Annotated in this window: 14 protein-coding genes; 6 read left to right on the top strand and 8 right to left on the bottom strand. The window is 70.8% G+C overall.

Features of this window, described 5'->3' with window-relative positions; translation table 11 throughout:
* Window positions 1–14: 14 nt before the first annotated feature.
* Window positions 15–1,085: an ADP-ribosylglycohydrolase family protein gene (locus tag ACFUO4_RS07945; RefSeq protein ID WP_079308497.1), complete on the bottom strand. Its 1,071-nt coding sequence runs from the start codon at window positions 1,083–1,085 to the stop codon at window positions 15–17.
* Window positions 1,086–1,243: 158 nt separating this feature from the next.
* Between ACFUO4_RS07945 and ACFUO4_RS07940 the strand changes: the two genes are divergently transcribed.
* Window positions 1,244–2,395, top strand: a complete 1,152-nt coding sequence (locus tag ACFUO4_RS07940; protein WP_383480983.1) for a glycerate kinase — start codon at window positions 1,244–1,246, stop codon at window positions 2,393–2,395.
* 39 nt (window positions 2,396–2,434) lie between these two features.
* On the opposite strand, the gene ACFUO4_RS07935 is transcribed toward ACFUO4_RS07940, so the two are convergent.
* Complete coding sequence (locus ACFUO4_RS07935; RefSeq protein WP_383480980.1) at window positions 2,435–3,631, bottom strand: PucR family transcriptional regulator; 1,197 nt, start codon at window positions 3,629–3,631, stop codon at window positions 2,435–2,437.
* A gap of 181 nt (window positions 3,632–3,812) precedes the next feature.
* On the opposite strand from ACFUO4_RS07935, the gene ACFUO4_RS07930 reads away from it, so the two are divergent.
* From ACFUO4_RS07930 to ACFUO4_RS07910, 5 genes are read left to right on the top strand one after another with little or no spacing between them, the layout of a single operon-like run.
* Complete coding sequence (locus ACFUO4_RS07930; protein WP_079308499.1) at window positions 3,813–4,607, top strand: ABC transporter ATP-binding protein; 795 nt, start codon at window positions 3,813–3,815, stop codon at window positions 4,605–4,607.
* 4 nt (window positions 4,608–4,611) lie between these two features.
* Window positions 4,612–5,376, top strand: coding sequence for an ABC transporter ATP-binding protein (locus ACFUO4_RS07925; protein WP_383480977.1), 765 nt, complete (start codon window positions 4,612–4,614; stop codon window positions 5,374–5,376).
* Complete coding sequence (locus tag ACFUO4_RS07920; protein ID WP_383480974.1) at window positions 5,373–6,263, top strand: branched-chain amino acid ABC transporter permease; 891 nt, start codon at window positions 5,373–5,375, stop codon at window positions 6,261–6,263. Before ACFUO4_RS07925 ends, ACFUO4_RS07920 begins: the two co-directional genes overlap by 4 nt.
* Window positions 6,256–7,335 carry a branched-chain amino acid ABC transporter permease gene (locus tag ACFUO4_RS07915; protein WP_383480971.1) on the top strand — a complete coding sequence of 360 codons (1,080 nt, stop codon included), beginning with the start codon at window positions 6,256–6,258 and terminating at the stop codon, window positions 7,333–7,335. The genes ACFUO4_RS07920 and ACFUO4_RS07915 overlap by 8 nt, the downstream gene beginning before the upstream one ends.
* A complete protein-coding gene (locus tag ACFUO4_RS07910; RefSeq protein WP_383480968.1) occupies window positions 7,332–8,588 on the top strand; it encodes an ABC transporter substrate-binding protein in 1,257 nt (418 codons plus the stop codon). Before ACFUO4_RS07915 ends, ACFUO4_RS07910 begins: the two co-directional genes overlap by 4 nt.
* A 62-nt stretch (window positions 8,589–8,650) precedes the next feature.
* On the opposite strand, the gene pssA is transcribed toward ACFUO4_RS07910, so the two are convergent.
* The 6 genes from pssA to ACFUO4_RS07880 form a co-directional block, all read right to left on the bottom strand.
* Window positions 8,651–9,469: a CDP-diacylglycerol--serine O-phosphatidyltransferase gene (gene pssA / locus ACFUO4_RS07905; protein ID WP_059195330.1), complete on the bottom strand. Its 819-nt coding sequence runs from the start codon at window positions 9,467–9,469 to the stop codon at window positions 8,651–8,653.
* Window positions 9,470–9,491: 22 nt separating this feature from the next.
* A complete protein-coding gene (locus ACFUO4_RS07900; protein WP_059195329.1) occupies window positions 9,492–10,148 on the bottom strand; it encodes a phosphatidylserine decarboxylase in 657 nt (218 codons plus the stop codon).
* Between the two features lie 170 nt (window positions 10,149–10,318).
* The gene (locus ACFUO4_RS07895) at window positions 10,319–11,524 is read right to left on the bottom strand and encodes an acyl-CoA dehydrogenase family protein (RefSeq protein ID WP_383480965.1); all 1,206 of its coding nucleotides are present in this window, start codon (window positions 11,522–11,524) and stop codon (window positions 10,319–10,321) included.
* A 5-nt stretch (window positions 11,525–11,529) separates the two neighbouring features.
* Window positions 11,530–12,036: a MaoC family dehydratase gene (locus ACFUO4_RS07890; RefSeq protein ID WP_059195327.1), complete on the bottom strand. Its 507-nt coding sequence runs from the start codon at window positions 12,034–12,036 to the stop codon at window positions 11,530–11,532.
* A 5-nt stretch (window positions 12,037–12,041) separates the two neighbouring features.
* Window positions 12,042–13,001 carry a CoA ester lyase gene (locus ACFUO4_RS07885; RefSeq protein ID WP_031475710.1) on the bottom strand — a complete coding sequence of 320 codons (960 nt, stop codon included), beginning with the start codon at window positions 12,999–13,001 and terminating at the stop codon, window positions 12,042–12,044.
* Window positions 12,998–15,046, bottom strand: coding sequence for a protein meaA (locus ACFUO4_RS07880; RefSeq protein ID WP_383480961.1), 2,049 nt, complete (start codon window positions 15,044–15,046; stop codon window positions 12,998–13,000). The genes ACFUO4_RS07885 and ACFUO4_RS07880 overlap by 4 nt, the downstream gene beginning before the upstream one ends.
* Window positions 15,047–15,049 lie beyond the last annotated feature (3 nt).

The raw sequence follows: 15,049 nt of genomic DNA, 5'->3' as shown, positions 1-15,049 counted from the left end.
GCCGAGACGGCGGGTCACTCACCGTCGATCAACCGCACGGTCCGCTCGGCCAGTTCACTGATCCGTACCCCGTCGAACCCGAACACCGCGCTGCGCACCGTGTCCTCCAGCGGGTCCTTCCACTGCTCCGGGATCGCCTCCGCTCCGGTCAGCACCCCGGCCACCGAACCGGCCGTGGCCCCGTTGGAGTCGGTGTCCAGACCGCCGCGGACGGTCAGCGTGACGGTCCGGGTGAAGTCGCCGTCGCCGTAGAGCAGCCCGGCGGTGAGTACCGCGGCATTGGGGATCGTGTGGATCCAGCCCAGCCCGGCGGTCTCCTCGGCCACCGTCGTCAGCGTGTCCTCCCAGGTCATCCGGGTGCCGTGCAGGGAGATCACCCGGCGCACGGTCCGGGCCAGCCGGCTGCTCTCCGGTACGACGGCCAGCGCCTGGTCCAGCGCGTGCCGCACGGTCGCCGCGGTGAAGGCCGCCGACACCAGGGCCGCCGCCCACATCGCCCCGTACACCCCGTTCCCGGTGTGCGAGAGCACCGCGTCCCGGCGGGCCAGCGAGGCCGCCCGGCGCGGGGCGCCCGGGCAGGTCCAGCCGTAGATGTCGGCGCGGATCAGCGCCCCGATCCACTCCTGGTACGGGTTGTCGTACGTCGCCGTCAGCGGCGGCTTCAGCCCGCTCGCGAGGTTGCGGTAGGCGGCCCGCTCGGCGGTGAACGTCTGGAGGTACGGCAGTCTCAGCAGCCACAGGTCGCCGACCTGCTCGGTGCTGAAGCCGAAGCCGTGGGTCTCCAGCAGGTCCAGGCCGAGGATGGCGTAGTCCACGTCGTCGTCGCGGCAGCTGCCGTGGATGCGGCCGCGCACGCAACTGCGCCACTCCGGGCGCAGCTCGAAGCCGTCGTTCTCGCTCGGCGGCTCGGGCAGATAGTCGGTCAGCGGCAGGGCGGCGGCCTGCCGCAGATAGCGGTCGATCCGGTCCCGCGTCCACAGGTCGCCCTGCTCGACCGGTTTGCCGAGCATGTTGCCCGCGATCCGGCCCAGCCAGCCCCCGAGAACGCGGTCGGCGAGTTCTGGCGCACTGCCCACAGGGGTCATAGGACCGGTTTACCCCGGTATCGGGGGCCTGCACAGTGGGGTCGCAGGAGCTTCTCAAGGTCCGGGCAGGGCATGACGGGGAGGGCGGGCTCCGGTTAAGGTCGCAGCGGCGCGACTGGCCCGGACATGCGTCGGGCCTGAGAGCAAGGGGATGGCAAGTGGCTGACGCTGCAGGCAGGGGCACCGAGCGGGTGCTCATCGCCGCGGACAAGTTCAAGGGATCGCTGACGGCCGTGCAGGTCGCCGAGCGGGTGACCGCCGGGCTGCGCCGGGCCGTGCCGGGCCTCGACGTGGCCGCGCTGCCCGTGGCCGACGGCGGCGACGGCACCGTGGACGCCGCGGTCGCGGCCGGTTTCGAACGGCACGAGATCAAGGTCGCCGGCCCGCTCGGCCAGGAGGTCACGGCCGCGTTCGCGCTGCGCGGCGACACCGCCGTCGTGGAGATGGCGGAGGCCAGCGGGCTCCAGCGGCTCCCCCAGGGCGTCTTCGCCCCCCTCACCTCCTCCACCTACGGCTCCGGCGAGCTGCTGCGGGCCGCGCTCGACGCGGGCGCCCGCACCGTCGTCTTCGGCGTCGGCGGCAGCGCCACCACCGACGGCGGCGCCGGCATGCTCACCGCGCTCGGCGCCCGGTTCCTCGACAAGGACGGCGAGCCGGTCGCCCCGGGCGGCGGCGGCCTCGCCGGGCTGGCCACGGCCGACCTGTCCGGGCTCGACCCGCGCCTCGCCGACGTGGAACTGGTCCTCGCCAGCGACGTCGACAACCCGCTGACCGGCCCGAAGGGCGCGCCCGCGGTCTACGGCCCGCAGAAGGGCGCCTCCCCGGACGACGTGGAGGCCTTGGACGCCGCTCTCGCGCACTACGCGCGCGTGCTGGAGGACGCGGTCGGCGCCCAGGCCGCCGAGTACGCCGCGGCGCCGGGTGCGGGCGCGGCCGGCGGCATCGGCTACGGCGCGCTCCTCGTCGGCGCCCGGTTCCGCGCCGGCATCGAGGTCATGCTGGACGTCCTCGGCTTCGCCCCCGCGCTGGAGAAGGCCACCCTGGTCATCACCGGCGAGGGATCCCTCGACGAGCAGACGCTGCACGGCAAGGCCCCCGCGGGCGTCGCCGCCGCGGCCCGCGCCGCCGGCAAGGAGGTCGTCGCGGTGTGCGGACGCCTCGCCCTGCCCCCGGAGGCGCTCGGCAGGGCCGGCATCCGGCGCGCGTACCCGCTCACCGAGGTCGAGCCGGACGTGGCGAAGTGCATCGCGGACGCCGGGCCGATCCTGGAGCGGGTGGCGGAGCAGATCGCGCGCGACTTCCTGACCTGAGCCGCACCGGAGACACCCGCCGCGCCGAGCCCGCACACCTCACCTCCGGCCCCCGGAGAGGCGGTACGCGTCCAGCGCCAGCGTCATCTCGATCAGGTCCCGCGGCCGGGCCAGCGACCGTGACGTCAGCTGTTCCAGGCGCCGCAGCCGGTTGAACACCGTGTTGCGGTGGCAGTACAGCCGCGCGGCGGCCCGGCCGGCCGACCCTTCGCAGGCCAGCCACACGTCCAGGGTCTCCAGCAGCACGGCCCGGTCGGCGGGCTCCAGCTCGAGCAGCCCGCCGAAGACGTCCGACACCAGCCGGTCGGCCAGCTCCGGCTGGCTCACCACCAGCGCCGTCGGCATGCGCTGATCGAGGCGGACGACGGCGGTGCCGTCGGGCGGGCAGGTCCGCAGCGCCAGCTCGGCCAGCCGCCGGGCCCGCCCCAGCTCGGCGAGGCCCGGCACCACCGGACTGATCCCGCCGGGCCCCGCGCACCGCCCCTCCAGCACCCGCGCCACCCCGTCCAGGCCCTGACCGGGGGAGAGGGCCACCACGCCCACCTCGCCGTCGGCCCGCATCCGCCAGATGAACCGGAACCCGGCCCCCTGCACCGGCCGCTCGACCGCGTCCCGCCGCTCGGCCCGCAGCACGACCACCGCGTACGGCCCGTGCTCGGGCAGGTCGAGTCCGGCGGCGGCCCGCGCCGCGAGCCCCGGCGTCGCCTTGCCCTCCAGCAGCGCGTCGAGCAGCGCCTGCAACTGCTCGTCCGTGCGCCGCCGCAGCTCCGCCTCCGTCGCCCGGTACGCCTCCGACGCCGCCTCCGCCTGCGCGTCCACCGCCGACCACACCATCGTCGTCGAGCGCATCAGCGCCGCCAGCCGCTCCGGCTCCCGCCCCCCGGCGCCCTCCACCAACGCGTCCCACACCAGATAGCCGGCGTTGCGGTAGGCGTGGACCAGCAGATCCAGGGGCAACCCCTGCCGAGCCCGCCGCCGCCCCGCGTCCTCGGCGCACTCCAGGTCGCGGCGGGGTGAGTCCCGGGGCGCGGAGATCGTCTCGATCCCGATCCGGATCGCTTCCTCCGCCTCCCGCCACTGCTGGTCGTACGGCAGCACCTGCGCGTAGACGGGGGAGTGGTCGAAGAGTTGCCTGAGGTGCTCGTCGACGAGCTCCGGCACCCGCTCCAGCAGAGCCGTGCAGGACTCCGCGAGCAGCTTCCAGTCATGACCGGTACGCGGCCGTCGCGCTCCCATGGCCGGAGCATGCCATCGCCACCGGCCCCCGCACAGGCCCCTGACACGCGGTGTTGTGCACGCGCACAACGACGGCACCGGCCCGCTGGGCACCCGCAGCGATTCCGCCGCGGGCCGTGGACGGGCGCCCCCACCGGTGCTGGGGTGAGCGCCACACCGAGTGAGGACAGAAGGGAAGTCCATGGTCGGATCCGGACTCGTGGTGCGGGACCTGTCGGTCGGCTACGGTCCCGTGCGCGCCCTGCGCCGGGTGTCGCTGGAGGTGCCCGAGGCGACCGTGGTGACGGTCCTCGGCGCCAACGGCGCGGGCAAGTCGACGCTGCTGCGCGCGATCAGCCGCACGCTGTCCTTCCAGGGCGGCGCGGTCACCGAGGGCGAGGTGCTGCTCGGCGACCGACGACTGGACCGGCTGCCGGCGGACCGGGTCGTCACCGCCGGGGTCTCCCAAGTGCCGGAGGGCAGGCGGGTGTTCGCCCGTATGACGGTCGCCGACAACCTGCGCGCGGGCGCCCTCGGCGGCGACCGGAGGGGCCGCGCCGGGGCCCTGGCCCGCGTCCACGAGCTGTTCCCGGTGCTGGCGCAACGCGCCCACCAGCGCGCCGGGCTGCTCTCCGGCGGCGAACAGCAGATGCTCGCCGTCGCCCGCGCCCTCATGGCCGCCCCCCGGTTCCTCCTCCTCGACGAACCCTCCCTCGGCCTCGCCCCGCTCATGGCCGAGCGGATCGCCGACACCGTCCGCGAGATCAACGACCAGGGCACCGCCGTCCTCCTCGTCGAACAGAACGCCGCCCTCGCCCTGCGCCTCGCCACCCACGCCTACGTCCTCGAAGTCGGCGAGGTGACCCTGGAGGGCCCGGCCGCGGAACTGGCCGCCTCCGACGAGGTCCGCCGCCGCTACCTGGGCGTGGTCGACGAGGACGCGGCGGCCGACGCGGAGACGACCGGCGCCCGGATCCTCACCCGATGGGAGGGCTGACCCGGTGGACCCCCTCGACGTACGCGATCTGACCGTCCGCTTCGCCGGGCTCACCGCCCTCGACGCCGTGTCCTTCACCGTCGCCCCCGGCACCGTCCACGCCCTCATCGGCCCCAACGGGGCAGGAAAATCAACCTGCTTCAACGTCCTGTCCGGCGTCTACCGCGCCACCTCCGGCAGCGTCCGCTTCGGCGACCGCGAACTCACCGGCATGCCCGCGCACCGCATCGCCGCCCTCGGGATCGCCCGCATCTTCCAGAACCTCGCCCTGCCGCCCCGCGCCACCGTCGAGGACAGCCTGCTCCTCGGCCGCCACCGGCTCACCCGAACCGGCTTCCTCGCGGCCGGACTTCGCCTGCCGTCGGCCGCCCGCGAGGAACGCGTCCACCGCGAACGCGTCCGCGAGATCGCCGAGTTCGTCGGCATCGCCGACTGCCTGGACCGCCCGGCGGGGTCCCTGCCGTACGGGCAGCAGAAGCTCGCCGAACTCGCCCGCGCGCTCTGCATGGAGCCGCGGCTGCTGCTCCTCGACGAACCCGTCGCCGGGATGACCGCCGCCGAACGCCGCCGGACCGCCGGCGTGATCGCGGGCGTCCGCGACGGCCTCGGCATCTCGATCGTGCTGGTGGAACACGACATGGGGGTGGTGATGCGGCTCGCCGACGCGGTGACCGTACTGGACTTCGGGCGCCGGATCGCCGACGGCGCCCCCGCCGACGTACAGAACGACCCGGCCGTCGTACAGGCCTACCTGGGAGCCGGATCATGAGCACCTTCGCCGAAATCCTGGTCAACGGCGTCTCGTTGGGGTCGGTGTACGCGCTGATCGCGCTCGGGTTCGTGGTGATCTTCCGGGCCACCGAGGTCGTCAACTTCGCCCACGCCTCCCTGCTGCTGGCGGGCGGCTATGTCACCGCGCGCCTCCACGACGACCTCGGCTTCTGGCCCGCGCTGCTCGTCGGGATCGCGGGGGCCGCGCTGGTCGGGGCGGCCGTGGAGTTCCTCGTCATGCGGCGCTACCGGGGCAGCGACCACAGCGTCCTCGCCATCGTCACGATCGGCGTCGACATCCTGCTCACCACCGAGCTGACCCGCCGGATCGGCACGGACGTCCTGACGCTCGGCGACCCGTGGGGCGACGCGGTCCTCAGGATCGGGCCGGTCTCCCTCGCCCACACCCGGATCGCCGCGTTCGTGGCGGCGGCCCTGCTCATCACCGCGTTCCTGGTGGTCTTCCGGTACACCGCGTGGGGCGTGGCCATGCGCGCGGCGGCGGAGAGCGCCGAGACGGCCGCGCTGATGGGCGTACGGCTGGGCCGGGTGTCGATGAGTGCCTGGGCGGTGGCCGGGGGCCTGGCCGCCGTCGCCGCACTGTTCCTCACCGTGTTCCCGACGCCGGGCCTGGAACGGGCCACCTCACTGGCCGCGCTGAAGGCCTTCCCGGCCGCGATCCTCGGCGGCCTGGACTCCACGACCGGCGCGCTGGTCGGCGGGCTGCTCGTCGGCGTCACGGAGTCGCTGGCCACCGGCTACCAGAGCGATCTGACCTTCCTGGGCCGGGGGTTGGGCGACCTCGCCCCTTACCTCGTCATGGTCGCGATCCTGCTCGTCCGGCCCGCCGGACTGTTCGGCACGAAGGAGCTCGCCCGTGTCTGAAGCCCTGGTGAGACCCCTCAAAGCCCTCGGCGCACGCACGTACCTCTGGACCGCCGCGACCGTCCTCCTCCTCGCCCTCCCCTTCTACCTGGACCGCTTCTGGCTCCAGGCCGGCCTCTTCGCCATGGCCGCCGCCCTCGGCGCGATCGGCATCAACCTCCTCACCGGCGCCACCGGCCAACTCTCCATGGGCCACGCCTTCTTCCTCGCCGTCGGCGCCTACGGCTACTGCGTCCTCGCGGCCGACGGCGACGACGGACTGACCGGCCTCGGCCTGCCGACCTGGCTCGCGGCGGTGCTCGCGGTGCTGGTCGCGGGGATCGCGGGCGGCCTGTTCAGCCCCATCGCCGGCCGCCTCGGCGGCGCCTACCTGGGCATCGCCACCCTCGCCCTCGTCTTCATCGGCCAGCACGTGATGTTCAACGCCCATGACCTCACCGGCGGCGCCAACGGCCGCGACGTACCACCCCTGAACCTTTTCGGCCTCACCTTCGACGACCGCGAACTCCTCGTCGCCGCCGTCCCGTTCGGCTCGGCGGAGAAACTCTGGTACGCCGGACTGCTCGCCCTTCTCGCCGGTGCCCTGTTCGCCCGGGGCGTCCTGCGCGGCCGTCCGGGCCGGGCCATGAACGCGATCCGCGACCACCGCATCGCGGCCGGGGTGATCGGCGTGCCGGTGGCCCGGTACCGCGCCGCCGTCTTCGTGCTGTCGTCGATGTACGCGGGCCTCGCGGGCGTCCTGCTGGCCCTGGTTTTCCAGCGGACCGTGCCGGACTACTTCGGCATCACGCTGTCCCTCGAATACCTCGCCATGATCGTCGTCGGCGGGCTCGGCTCGGTCTCCGGCGCTATCGCCGGGGCCGTGTTCGTCTCCCTGCTGCCGCAGCTGCTGACCCGCTACAGCGACGCGCTGCCCCTGGTCTCCGCCCCTGGCACGGGCGGCATCGCACCGGGCGAGGCGTCCCGGTATCTCTACGGCGCCGCCGTCGTGCTGGTGGTGCTGTTCCTGCCCGGCGGCCTGGTCAGGGTGACCGCCCGGCGCCGCACCAGAACCCTCACGGAGGAACGATGACCACGACGACGTACGCGACCAAGGCCGCCGGTGCTCTTGCCGCGCTGCTCCTGCTCGCCGGGTGCAGCTCCAAGGCCCAGGACGACAACAGCGGCGAACAGTCCGCGGGCGGGATCAAGACCGGCGAGGGCATCTCCGGGAAGACGATCACCCTCGGCGCCCTCACCGACATGACCGGCGTCTACGCCACCCTCGGCAAGAGCGTCACCCAGGCCCAGCAGCTGTACGTGAAGCAGCTGAACGCCGCCGGAGGCGTCTGCGGCTACAAGGTGGCCCTCACCGTCCGCGACCACGGCTACGACCCGCAGAAGGCCGTCTCCGGCTACACCGAGCTGGAACCGAAGGTCCTGGGCTTCGCGCAGTTCATCGGCTCCCCGTTCGTCGCCGCCGTCAAGCAGCGCGTCGACGGCCAGGACAAGGGCCTGGTGCTGCCGCAGGCCTGGTCGGCGGCGCTGCTCGGCAGCCCGTACATCCGCGTCATCGGCTCCACGTACGACATCGAGACGATCAACGCCGTCGACTTCCTGCTCCAGGAGAAGGGGATCAAGAAGGGCGACAAGATCGGTCACGTCTACTTCGAGGGCGACTACGGCGAGAGCGCCCTGACCGGCTCCCGGCACATGGCGAAGGCCGCCGGGCTGACCGTCGTCGAGCAGAAGATCAAACCCACCGACAACGACATGACCGCCCAGGTCGCCGCCCTCAAGCAGGCCGGCGTGAAGGCGATCGTCCTCAGCGCCGGTCCGCGTCAGGCGGCCTCGCTCGTCGGGGTCGCCGCGGCGGGTGGCTTCGACGTGCCGGTCATCGGCAACAACTCCGCCTTCGCACCCCAGCTCCTCGCCACCCAGGCGGGCCCGGCCCTGATGAAGAACTACTACGTGGCCTCGCCGTCGCTCCCCATCGGCGCGGACACCCCGGAGGCCAAGCAGCTCGTCGCCGACTACCGGGCGGCGTATCCCAAGGACGCCCTCGACAACGGCATCGTCGCCGGCTGGACCGCCGCGTCCGCCTTCGGCGAGGCCCTGAAGAAGGCCTGCAAGAACAAGGACCTCACCCGCGAGGGCGTCGACCGGGCCCTGCTCACGATCAACGACTTCGACCTCGGCTTCGGCCCCGTCCAGGACTTCACCGACCCGAAATCCGCGTCCTCCCGGGAGAGCGTGATCCTCCAGCCCGACAAGAGCGTCACGGGCGGCATGCGGGTCGTACGCGAGGCGGCGGCCTCGGATGCGGCGAAGACGTACAACCCCTGAGGGGAAACGCAGAAAGGCCCGAACCGGAATCGGTTCGGGCCTTCTTTCAAGCTTTCAAGCCGTTACGGCAGCTGCGCCGCCCGCGCCTCGCGACGGTTGTCGCGGAAGTTGTTCACCCGGCGGGCCGTGGCGAACAGCGGGATGACCGCGCCGGTGACCAGCTGGAGCGCGCAGCCCGTCTGGAGCAGGAGCTGACCGCTCGGGGCGTCGAAGGCCCACGCGGCCAGGAGGCCCATGGACACGACGATCCAGGTCAGCATCGCCACCGCGAGGCGGCCCCGCGGCTTCGGGTACTCGACCCGGCTCACCATCAGCCAGGCGGTGCCGAGGATTGCCAGCAGCGTCGCCACGAAGGGCAGCTCCAGCAGGACGATCGAGACCACCGTCAGCGCACCGAACGGCGAGGGCATGCCCTGGAACATGCCGTTCGGGACGGTCACGCAGGAGAATCTGGCCAGCCGCAGCACCACGGCCAAGAGCACCACGATTGCCCCGACCGCGGCCACCCGCTGGTGCGCGTCGTCGGCGACCATGCCGTAGACGAGGACGAAGTACGCCGGGGCGAGGCCGAAGCTGATCAGGTCGGAGAGGTTGTCCAGCTCCGCGCCCATCGGCGAGGACCGCAGCTTGCGCGCGACCAGGCCGTCGAACAGGTCGAAGACCGCCGCGCACAGCATGAGGATGACCGCCGTGGCCGCGCTGTGGCGGGTCATGCCGGTCGCCGGGCTGCCGGTGAGGTCCGGGATCAGGATGCCGGTGGTGGTGAAGTACACCGCCATGAAGCCGCACGTGGCGTTGCCGAGGGTGAGGGTGTCCGCTATTGAGAGGCGGAGAGAGAGGGGCATCTCCTCCTCGTCGTCCACCTCGTCGGCCCCGGGCACCCAGCCCGCCTGTGTCTCAGGATCAATCACGGTCAATGCGAGTCACCCCAGCCACGGTCTTCTGGCCGACCTCGACCGCGACATCCACGCCCTCGGGCAGGTAGATGTCGACGCGCGAACCGAAGCGGATCAGACCGATGCGGTCACCCTGCTCGACCTTCGTGCCCTGCGGGATGTAGGGGACGATGCGACGGGCCACCGCGCCGGCGATCTGGATCATCTCGATGTCACCGAGTTCGGTGTCGAAGTGCCAGACGACGCGCTCGTTGTTCTCGCTCTCCTTGTTGAACGCCGGCACGAACCCACCCGGGATGTGCTCGACCGACGTCACCGTGCCGGAGAGGGGCGCGCGGTTGACGTGGACGTTGAGCGGGCTCATGAAGATCGCGACGCGGGTGCGGCCGTCCTTCCACGGCATGATGCTCTGCACCACACCGTCGGCGGGCGAGATGACGCGGCCCGTGGCGATCTCGCGCTCGGGGTCGCGGAAGAACCACAGCATGCCCGCCGCGAGCGCGGTGGCGGGCACGGCGACGGCCTTGGCGGCGCCGGACTTGCGCGCGCGCACCAGGCTGAGGGCTGCGGTGGCGACGGTCGGAAGAAGCCACGGCGATGCTCCGCGCGCGAGGCGTACGCCGACCTGGCTGTCGCGAGGTGCAGAGGTTTGGCTGTGGGGCATGGATGACCTTCGTAGCGGATGATGCCGCGCAGTGACGGGGGACGGCGGCTTTCCGGGGATCGTACCGGTCGGTGACCACAACTGGGCAAGCCAGGAAGCCGAGTCGGCGGCCGAAGAGGGTTGACGGGGTGTGATCTTCTTCTCCAAGAAAACACCCCGTATCCGGACATCTAGCCCTGGAATCGATACTCTTCGAGCAGCCTGCGACCGATGATCATTTTCTGGATCTCGGCGGTACCTTCGCCGATCAGCAGCATCGGTGCCTCTCGGTAGAGGCGCTCGATCTCGTACTCCTTGGAGAAGCCGTAGCCGCCGTGGATCCGGAAGGCGTCTTCCACGACCTCCTTGCAGTACTCGGAGGCGAGGTACTTCGCCATCCCAGCCTCAAGGTCGTTTCGCTCCCCGGAGTCCTTTTTGCGTGCCGCGTTGACCATCATCGCATGCGCGGCCTCGACCTTGGTAGCCATCTCGGCCAGCTTGAACTGGATCGCCTGGTGCTGGGCGATCGCTTTGCCGAAAGTGTGACGCTGCTGGGCGTACTGGACACCCAGTTCGAAGGCACGCTGAGCGACGCCACAGCCACGCGCCGCCACATTGACGCGGCCGACTTCCACGCCGTCCATCATTTGGTAAAAACCTCGGCCGGTGACGCCGCCGAGGACGCGATCGGCCGGAATGCGCAGGCCATCCATGATCAGTTCGGTGGTGTCGACACCCTTGTAGCCCATCTTGTCGATCTTCCCCGGGATGGTGAGGCCGGGGCGGACCTCTCCGAAGCCGGGCTCCTTCTCGACGAGGAAGGTCGTCATCGACTTGTGGGGCGCGGTGCCCTCGGGGTGTCCTTCATCACGTCGGACGAGAACGGCGACCAGACTTGACGTCCCACCGTTCGTGAGCCACATCTTCTGGCCGTTGAGGACGTACTCGTCGCCGTCCTTGACCGCCTTGGACGTGATGGCCGACACATCGGAACCCAGGCCCGGCTCCGACATCGAGAAGGCGCCCCGGATGTCGCCGGCCGCCATGCGCGGCAGGAAGTGGTCCTTCTGCTCCTGCGTGCCGTGCTGCTTGAGCATGTAGGCCACGATGAAGTGGGTGTTGATGATGCCGGACACCGACATCCACCCGCGGGCGATCTCCTCGACGCACAGCGCGTACGTCAGGAGCGACTCGCCCAGACCGCCGTACTCCTCCGGGATCATCAGGCCGAACAGGCCCAACTCCTTGAGCCCGTCGACGATCGCTTGCGGGTACTCGTCGCGGTGCTCCAGCTCGGTGGCGACCGGGATGATCTCCTTGTCCACGAAGTCGCGGACGGTGGAGAGGATTTCCTGCTGGATGTCGGTCAGACCGGCGGTCTGGGCGAGGCGTGCCATCGGGCTCAGCCCTCCTGAAGTTCCGGGCGGCCGGGCTGCTCGCCGCCGCGCTCCTTGATGTAGGTCTCGGTCGGCACCATGACCTTGCGGCGGAACACGCAGACCAGCGTGCCGTCCTGCTTGTAGCCCTTGGTCTCGACGTAGACGATGCCGCGGTCGTTCTTCGACTTCGACGGCCACTTGTCGAGGACGGTCGTCTGGCCGTAGATCGTGTCGCCGTGGAAGGTCGGCGCCACGTGCTTCAGCGACTCGATCTCCAGGTTGGCGATCGCCTTGCCGGAGATGTCCGGGACGGACATGCCGAGCAGCAGCGAGTAGATGTAGTTCCCGACGACGACGTTCTTGCCGAAGTCCGTCGTCTTCTCCGCATAGTTGGTGTCCATGTGGAGCGGGTGGTGGTTCATGGTGAGGAGACAGAACAGGTGGTCGTCGTACTCCGTGACCGTCTTTCCCGGCCAGTGCTTGTACGTCGCCCCGACCTCGAACTCCTCGTAGGTGCGTCCGAACTGCATGGCGCTCAGGCCTCCGGGATCTCGAACTTGCTGGTGCGCTGCATGCCGGCGGCGCGTCCCTTGCCGGAGATGACCAGGGCCATCTTGCGGCTGGCCTCGTCGATCATCTCGTCGCCGAGCATCGCGGAGCCCTTCTTGCCGCCCGCCTCGGACGTGTAGTAGTCGTACGCGTCCAGGATCAGCTCGGCGTGGTCGTAGTCCTCCTGCGAGGGCGAGAAGATCTCGTTGGACGCCTCGACCTGGCCCGGGTGCAGCACCCACTTGCCGTCGAAGCCGAGGGCCGCGGCGCGCTGGGCGACCTCGCGGTAGCCGTCGATGTTGCGGATCTGCAGGTAGGGGCCGTCGATCGCCTGGAGGTTGTTGGCGCGGGCGGCCATCAGGATCTTCATCAGGATGTAGTGGTAGGCGTCCGCCGGGTAGCCGGGCGGCTGCTCACCCACGACCAGCGACTTCATGTTGATGGACGCCATGAAGTCGGCCGGGCCGAAGATGATCGTCTCGACGCGCTGGGAGGCCGTCGCGATCTCGTTGACGTTGTTCAGGCCCTGCGCGTTCTCGATCTGAGCCTCGATGCCGATCTTGCCGACCTCGAAGCCCATCGTCTTCTCGATCTGCGTCAGCAGCAGGTCCAGGGCGACGATCTGCTCGGCCGTCTGCACCTTCGGCAGCATGATGCAGTCGAGGTTCTGGCCGGCTCCCTCGACGACCGTGACGACATCGCGGTACGTCCACTCGGTCGTCCAGTCGTTGACGCGCACGACCCTCGTCTTGCCGGTCCAGTCACCCTCGTTGAGGAACTTGACGATGGTGTGCCGCGCCTCGGGCTTGGCGAGCGGGGCGCACGCGTCCTCCAGGTCGAGGAAGACCTGGTCCGCCGGGAGGCCCTGCGCCTTCTCCAGGAAGCGGGGGTTGCTTCCCGGTACCGCGAGACACGAGCGGCGGGGACGCAGACGGTTGACGGTCATGCGGGGACCTCCAGGGGGTCGAGCTTGTTCGCTTTCCGGATCTCGTCGACGATGCGGCCGATGATTCCGGTGATGTCGAAGTCCTTCGGGGTGAAGACGGCGGCCACTCCGGCGGCCCTGAGCTGCTCGGCATCGCCATTCGGGATGATGCCACCGGCGATCACCGGGATATCTGTGGCACCGGCCACATGGAGCCGTTCCAGCACGTCCGGCACCAGCTGGGCGTGCGAGCCGGAGAGGATCGACAGGCCGACCGCGTGCACGTCCTCGGCGAGGGCCGCGTCCACGATCTGTTCCGGGGTGAGCCGGATGCCCTGGTAGACCACCTCGAACCCGGCGTCACGGGCCCGCACGGCGATCTGCTCGGCCCCGTTGGAGTGCCCGTCCAGGCCGGGCTTGCCGACGAGGAAGCGGAGCTTGCCGACGCCGAGGTCCCTGGCCGTCAGGTCGACCCTGCGGCGGACGTCCGCCATCGGCGAGCCCTCTTCGGCGGGGACGGCCACCGGCGCGGAGGACACGCCCGTCGGGGCGCGGAACTCGCCGAAGACCTCGCGCAGCGCCCCGGCCCACTCGCCGGTCGTGACCCCGGCGCGGGCGCACTCCAGGGTGGCCTCCATGAGGTTGGCGGTGCCCTTGGCGGCCTCCTTCAGCTTCTCCAGCGCCTTGCACGGGCGCGGGTGGTTGAAGGGCGGCTGGTAGCGGGTGTCGCGCCAGTTCTGGAGGCCGGCGATGACCCGGGCCTCGACCGCCGGGTCGACCGTCTGGATCGCGGTGTCCAGGTCGGCCGTCAGCGGGTTCGGCTCGGTCGTCTCGAAGATGTTGACGCCGACGATCTTCTCCTGGCCGGACTCGATCCGGGCCCGGCGTTCGGCGTGCGAGGAGACGAGCTGCGACTTGAGGTAGCCGGACTCGACGGCGGCCATCGCGCCGCCCATCTCCTGGATGCGCTCGATCTCGGTGAGGGACTCCTCGACGAGCTTGCTCACCTTCGCCTCGATGACGTGCGAGCCCTCGAAGATGTCCTCGTATTCCAGCAGGTCGCTCTCGTGCGCCAGCACCTGCTGGATGCGCAGTGACCACTGCTGGTCCCAGGGCCGGGGCAGGCCCAGCGCCTCGTTCCAGGCGGGCAGCTGCACGGCACGCGCGCGTGCGTCCTTGGAGAGGGTGACGGCCAGCATCTCGAGGACGATCCGCTGGACGTTGTTCTCCGGCTGCGCCTCGGTCAGGCCCAGGGAGTTGACCTGGACGCCGTACCGGAAGCGGCGCTGCTTCGGGTTCTCGATGCCGTACCGCTCCAGCGTGATCTTGTCCCAGATGCGGCCGAAGGCGCGCATCTTGCACATCTCCTCGATGAAGCGGACGCCCGCGTTCACGAAGAAGGAGATCCGGGCGACGACGTCACCGAACTTCTCGGCCGGCACCTGGCCCGAGTCCCGGACGGCGTCCAGGACGGCGATCGCCGTCGACATCGCGTACGCGATCTCCTGGACCGGCGTGGCCCCGGCCTCCTGCAGGTGGTAGCTGCAGATGTTGATCGGGTTCCACTTCGGGATGTGGGAGACCGTGTACGCGATCATGTCGGTCGTCAGGCGGAGCGACGGTCCCGGCGGGAAGACGTGCGTCCCCCGGGACAGGTACTCCTTGACGATGTCGTTCTGGGTCGTGCCCTGGAGCTTGGTGATGTCGGCGCCCTGCTCCTCGGCGACGACCTGGTAGAGCGCCAGCAGCCACATGGCGGTGGCGTTGATCGTCATCGAGGTGTTCATCTGCTCCAGGGGGATGTCCTGGAACAGCCGGCGCATGTCACCGAGGTGCGCGATGGGCACACCGACCCGGCCGACCTCGCCGCGGGCGAGGATGTGGTCGGAGTCGTAGCCGGTCTGCGTCGGCAGGTCGAACGCGACCGACAGGCCGGTCTGGCCCTTGGCGAGGTTGCGCCGGTACAGCTCGTTGGACGCCTCGGCCGTGGAGTGGCCGGCGTACGTGCGCATGAGCCACGGCCGGTCCTTCTCCCGCGCGCCGTCGGCGGGCTGACGCTCAGTCATCTA

Origin of the sequence: Streptomyces sp. NPDC057280, assembly GCF_042668605.1 — a bacterium.
Classification (GTDB): Bacteria; Actinomycetota; Actinomycetes; order Streptomycetales; family Streptomycetaceae; genus Streptomyces.
The sequence above is the reverse complement of the archived record's forward strand: the minus strand, read 5'-3'. Positions and strand labels throughout refer to the sequence as shown.

What these genes read in the sequence shown, in the direction of transcription:
- ACFUO4_RS07945 (WP_079308497.1), bottom strand. Translation starts at nt 1,085, where the DNA reads ATGACCCCTGTGGGCAGTGCGCCAGAACTCGCCGACCGCGTTCTCGGG.
- ACFUO4_RS07935 (WP_383480980.1), bottom strand. Translation starts at nt 3,631, where the DNA reads ATGGGAGCGCGACGGCCGCGTACCGGTCATGACTGGAAGCTGCTCGCG.
- ACFUO4_RS07930 (WP_079308499.1), top strand. Translation starts at nt 3,813, where the DNA reads ATGGTCGGATCCGGACTCGTGGTGCGGGACCTGTCGGTCGGCTACGGT.
- ACFUO4_RS07920 (WP_383480974.1), top strand. Translation starts at nt 5,373, where the DNA reads ATGAGCACCTTCGCCGAAATCCTGGTCAACGGCGTCTCGTTGGGGTCG.
- ACFUO4_RS07910 (WP_383480968.1), top strand. Translation starts at nt 7,332, where the DNA reads ATGACCACGACGACGTACGCGACCAAGGCCGCCGGTGCTCTTGCCGCG.
- ACFUO4_RS07900 (WP_059195329.1), bottom strand. Translation starts at nt 10,148, where the DNA reads ATGCCCCACAGCCAAACCTCTGCACCTCGCGACAGCCAGGTCGGCGTA.
- ACFUO4_RS07895 (WP_383480965.1), bottom strand. Translation starts at nt 11,524, where the DNA reads ATGGCACGCCTCGCCCAGACCGCCGGTCTGACCGACATCCAGCAGGAA.
- ACFUO4_RS07890 (WP_059195327.1), bottom strand. Translation starts at nt 12,036, where the DNA reads ATGCAGTTCGGACGCACCTACGAGGAGTTCGAGGTCGGGGCGACGTAC.
- ACFUO4_RS07885 (WP_031475710.1), bottom strand. Translation starts at nt 13,001, where the DNA reads ATGACCGTCAACCGTCTGCGTCCCCGCCGCTCGTGTCTCGCGGTACCG.
- ACFUO4_RS07880 (WP_383480961.1), bottom strand. Translation starts at nt 15,046, where the DNA reads ATGACTGAGCGTCAGCCCGCCGACGGCGCGCGGGAGAAGGACCGGCCG.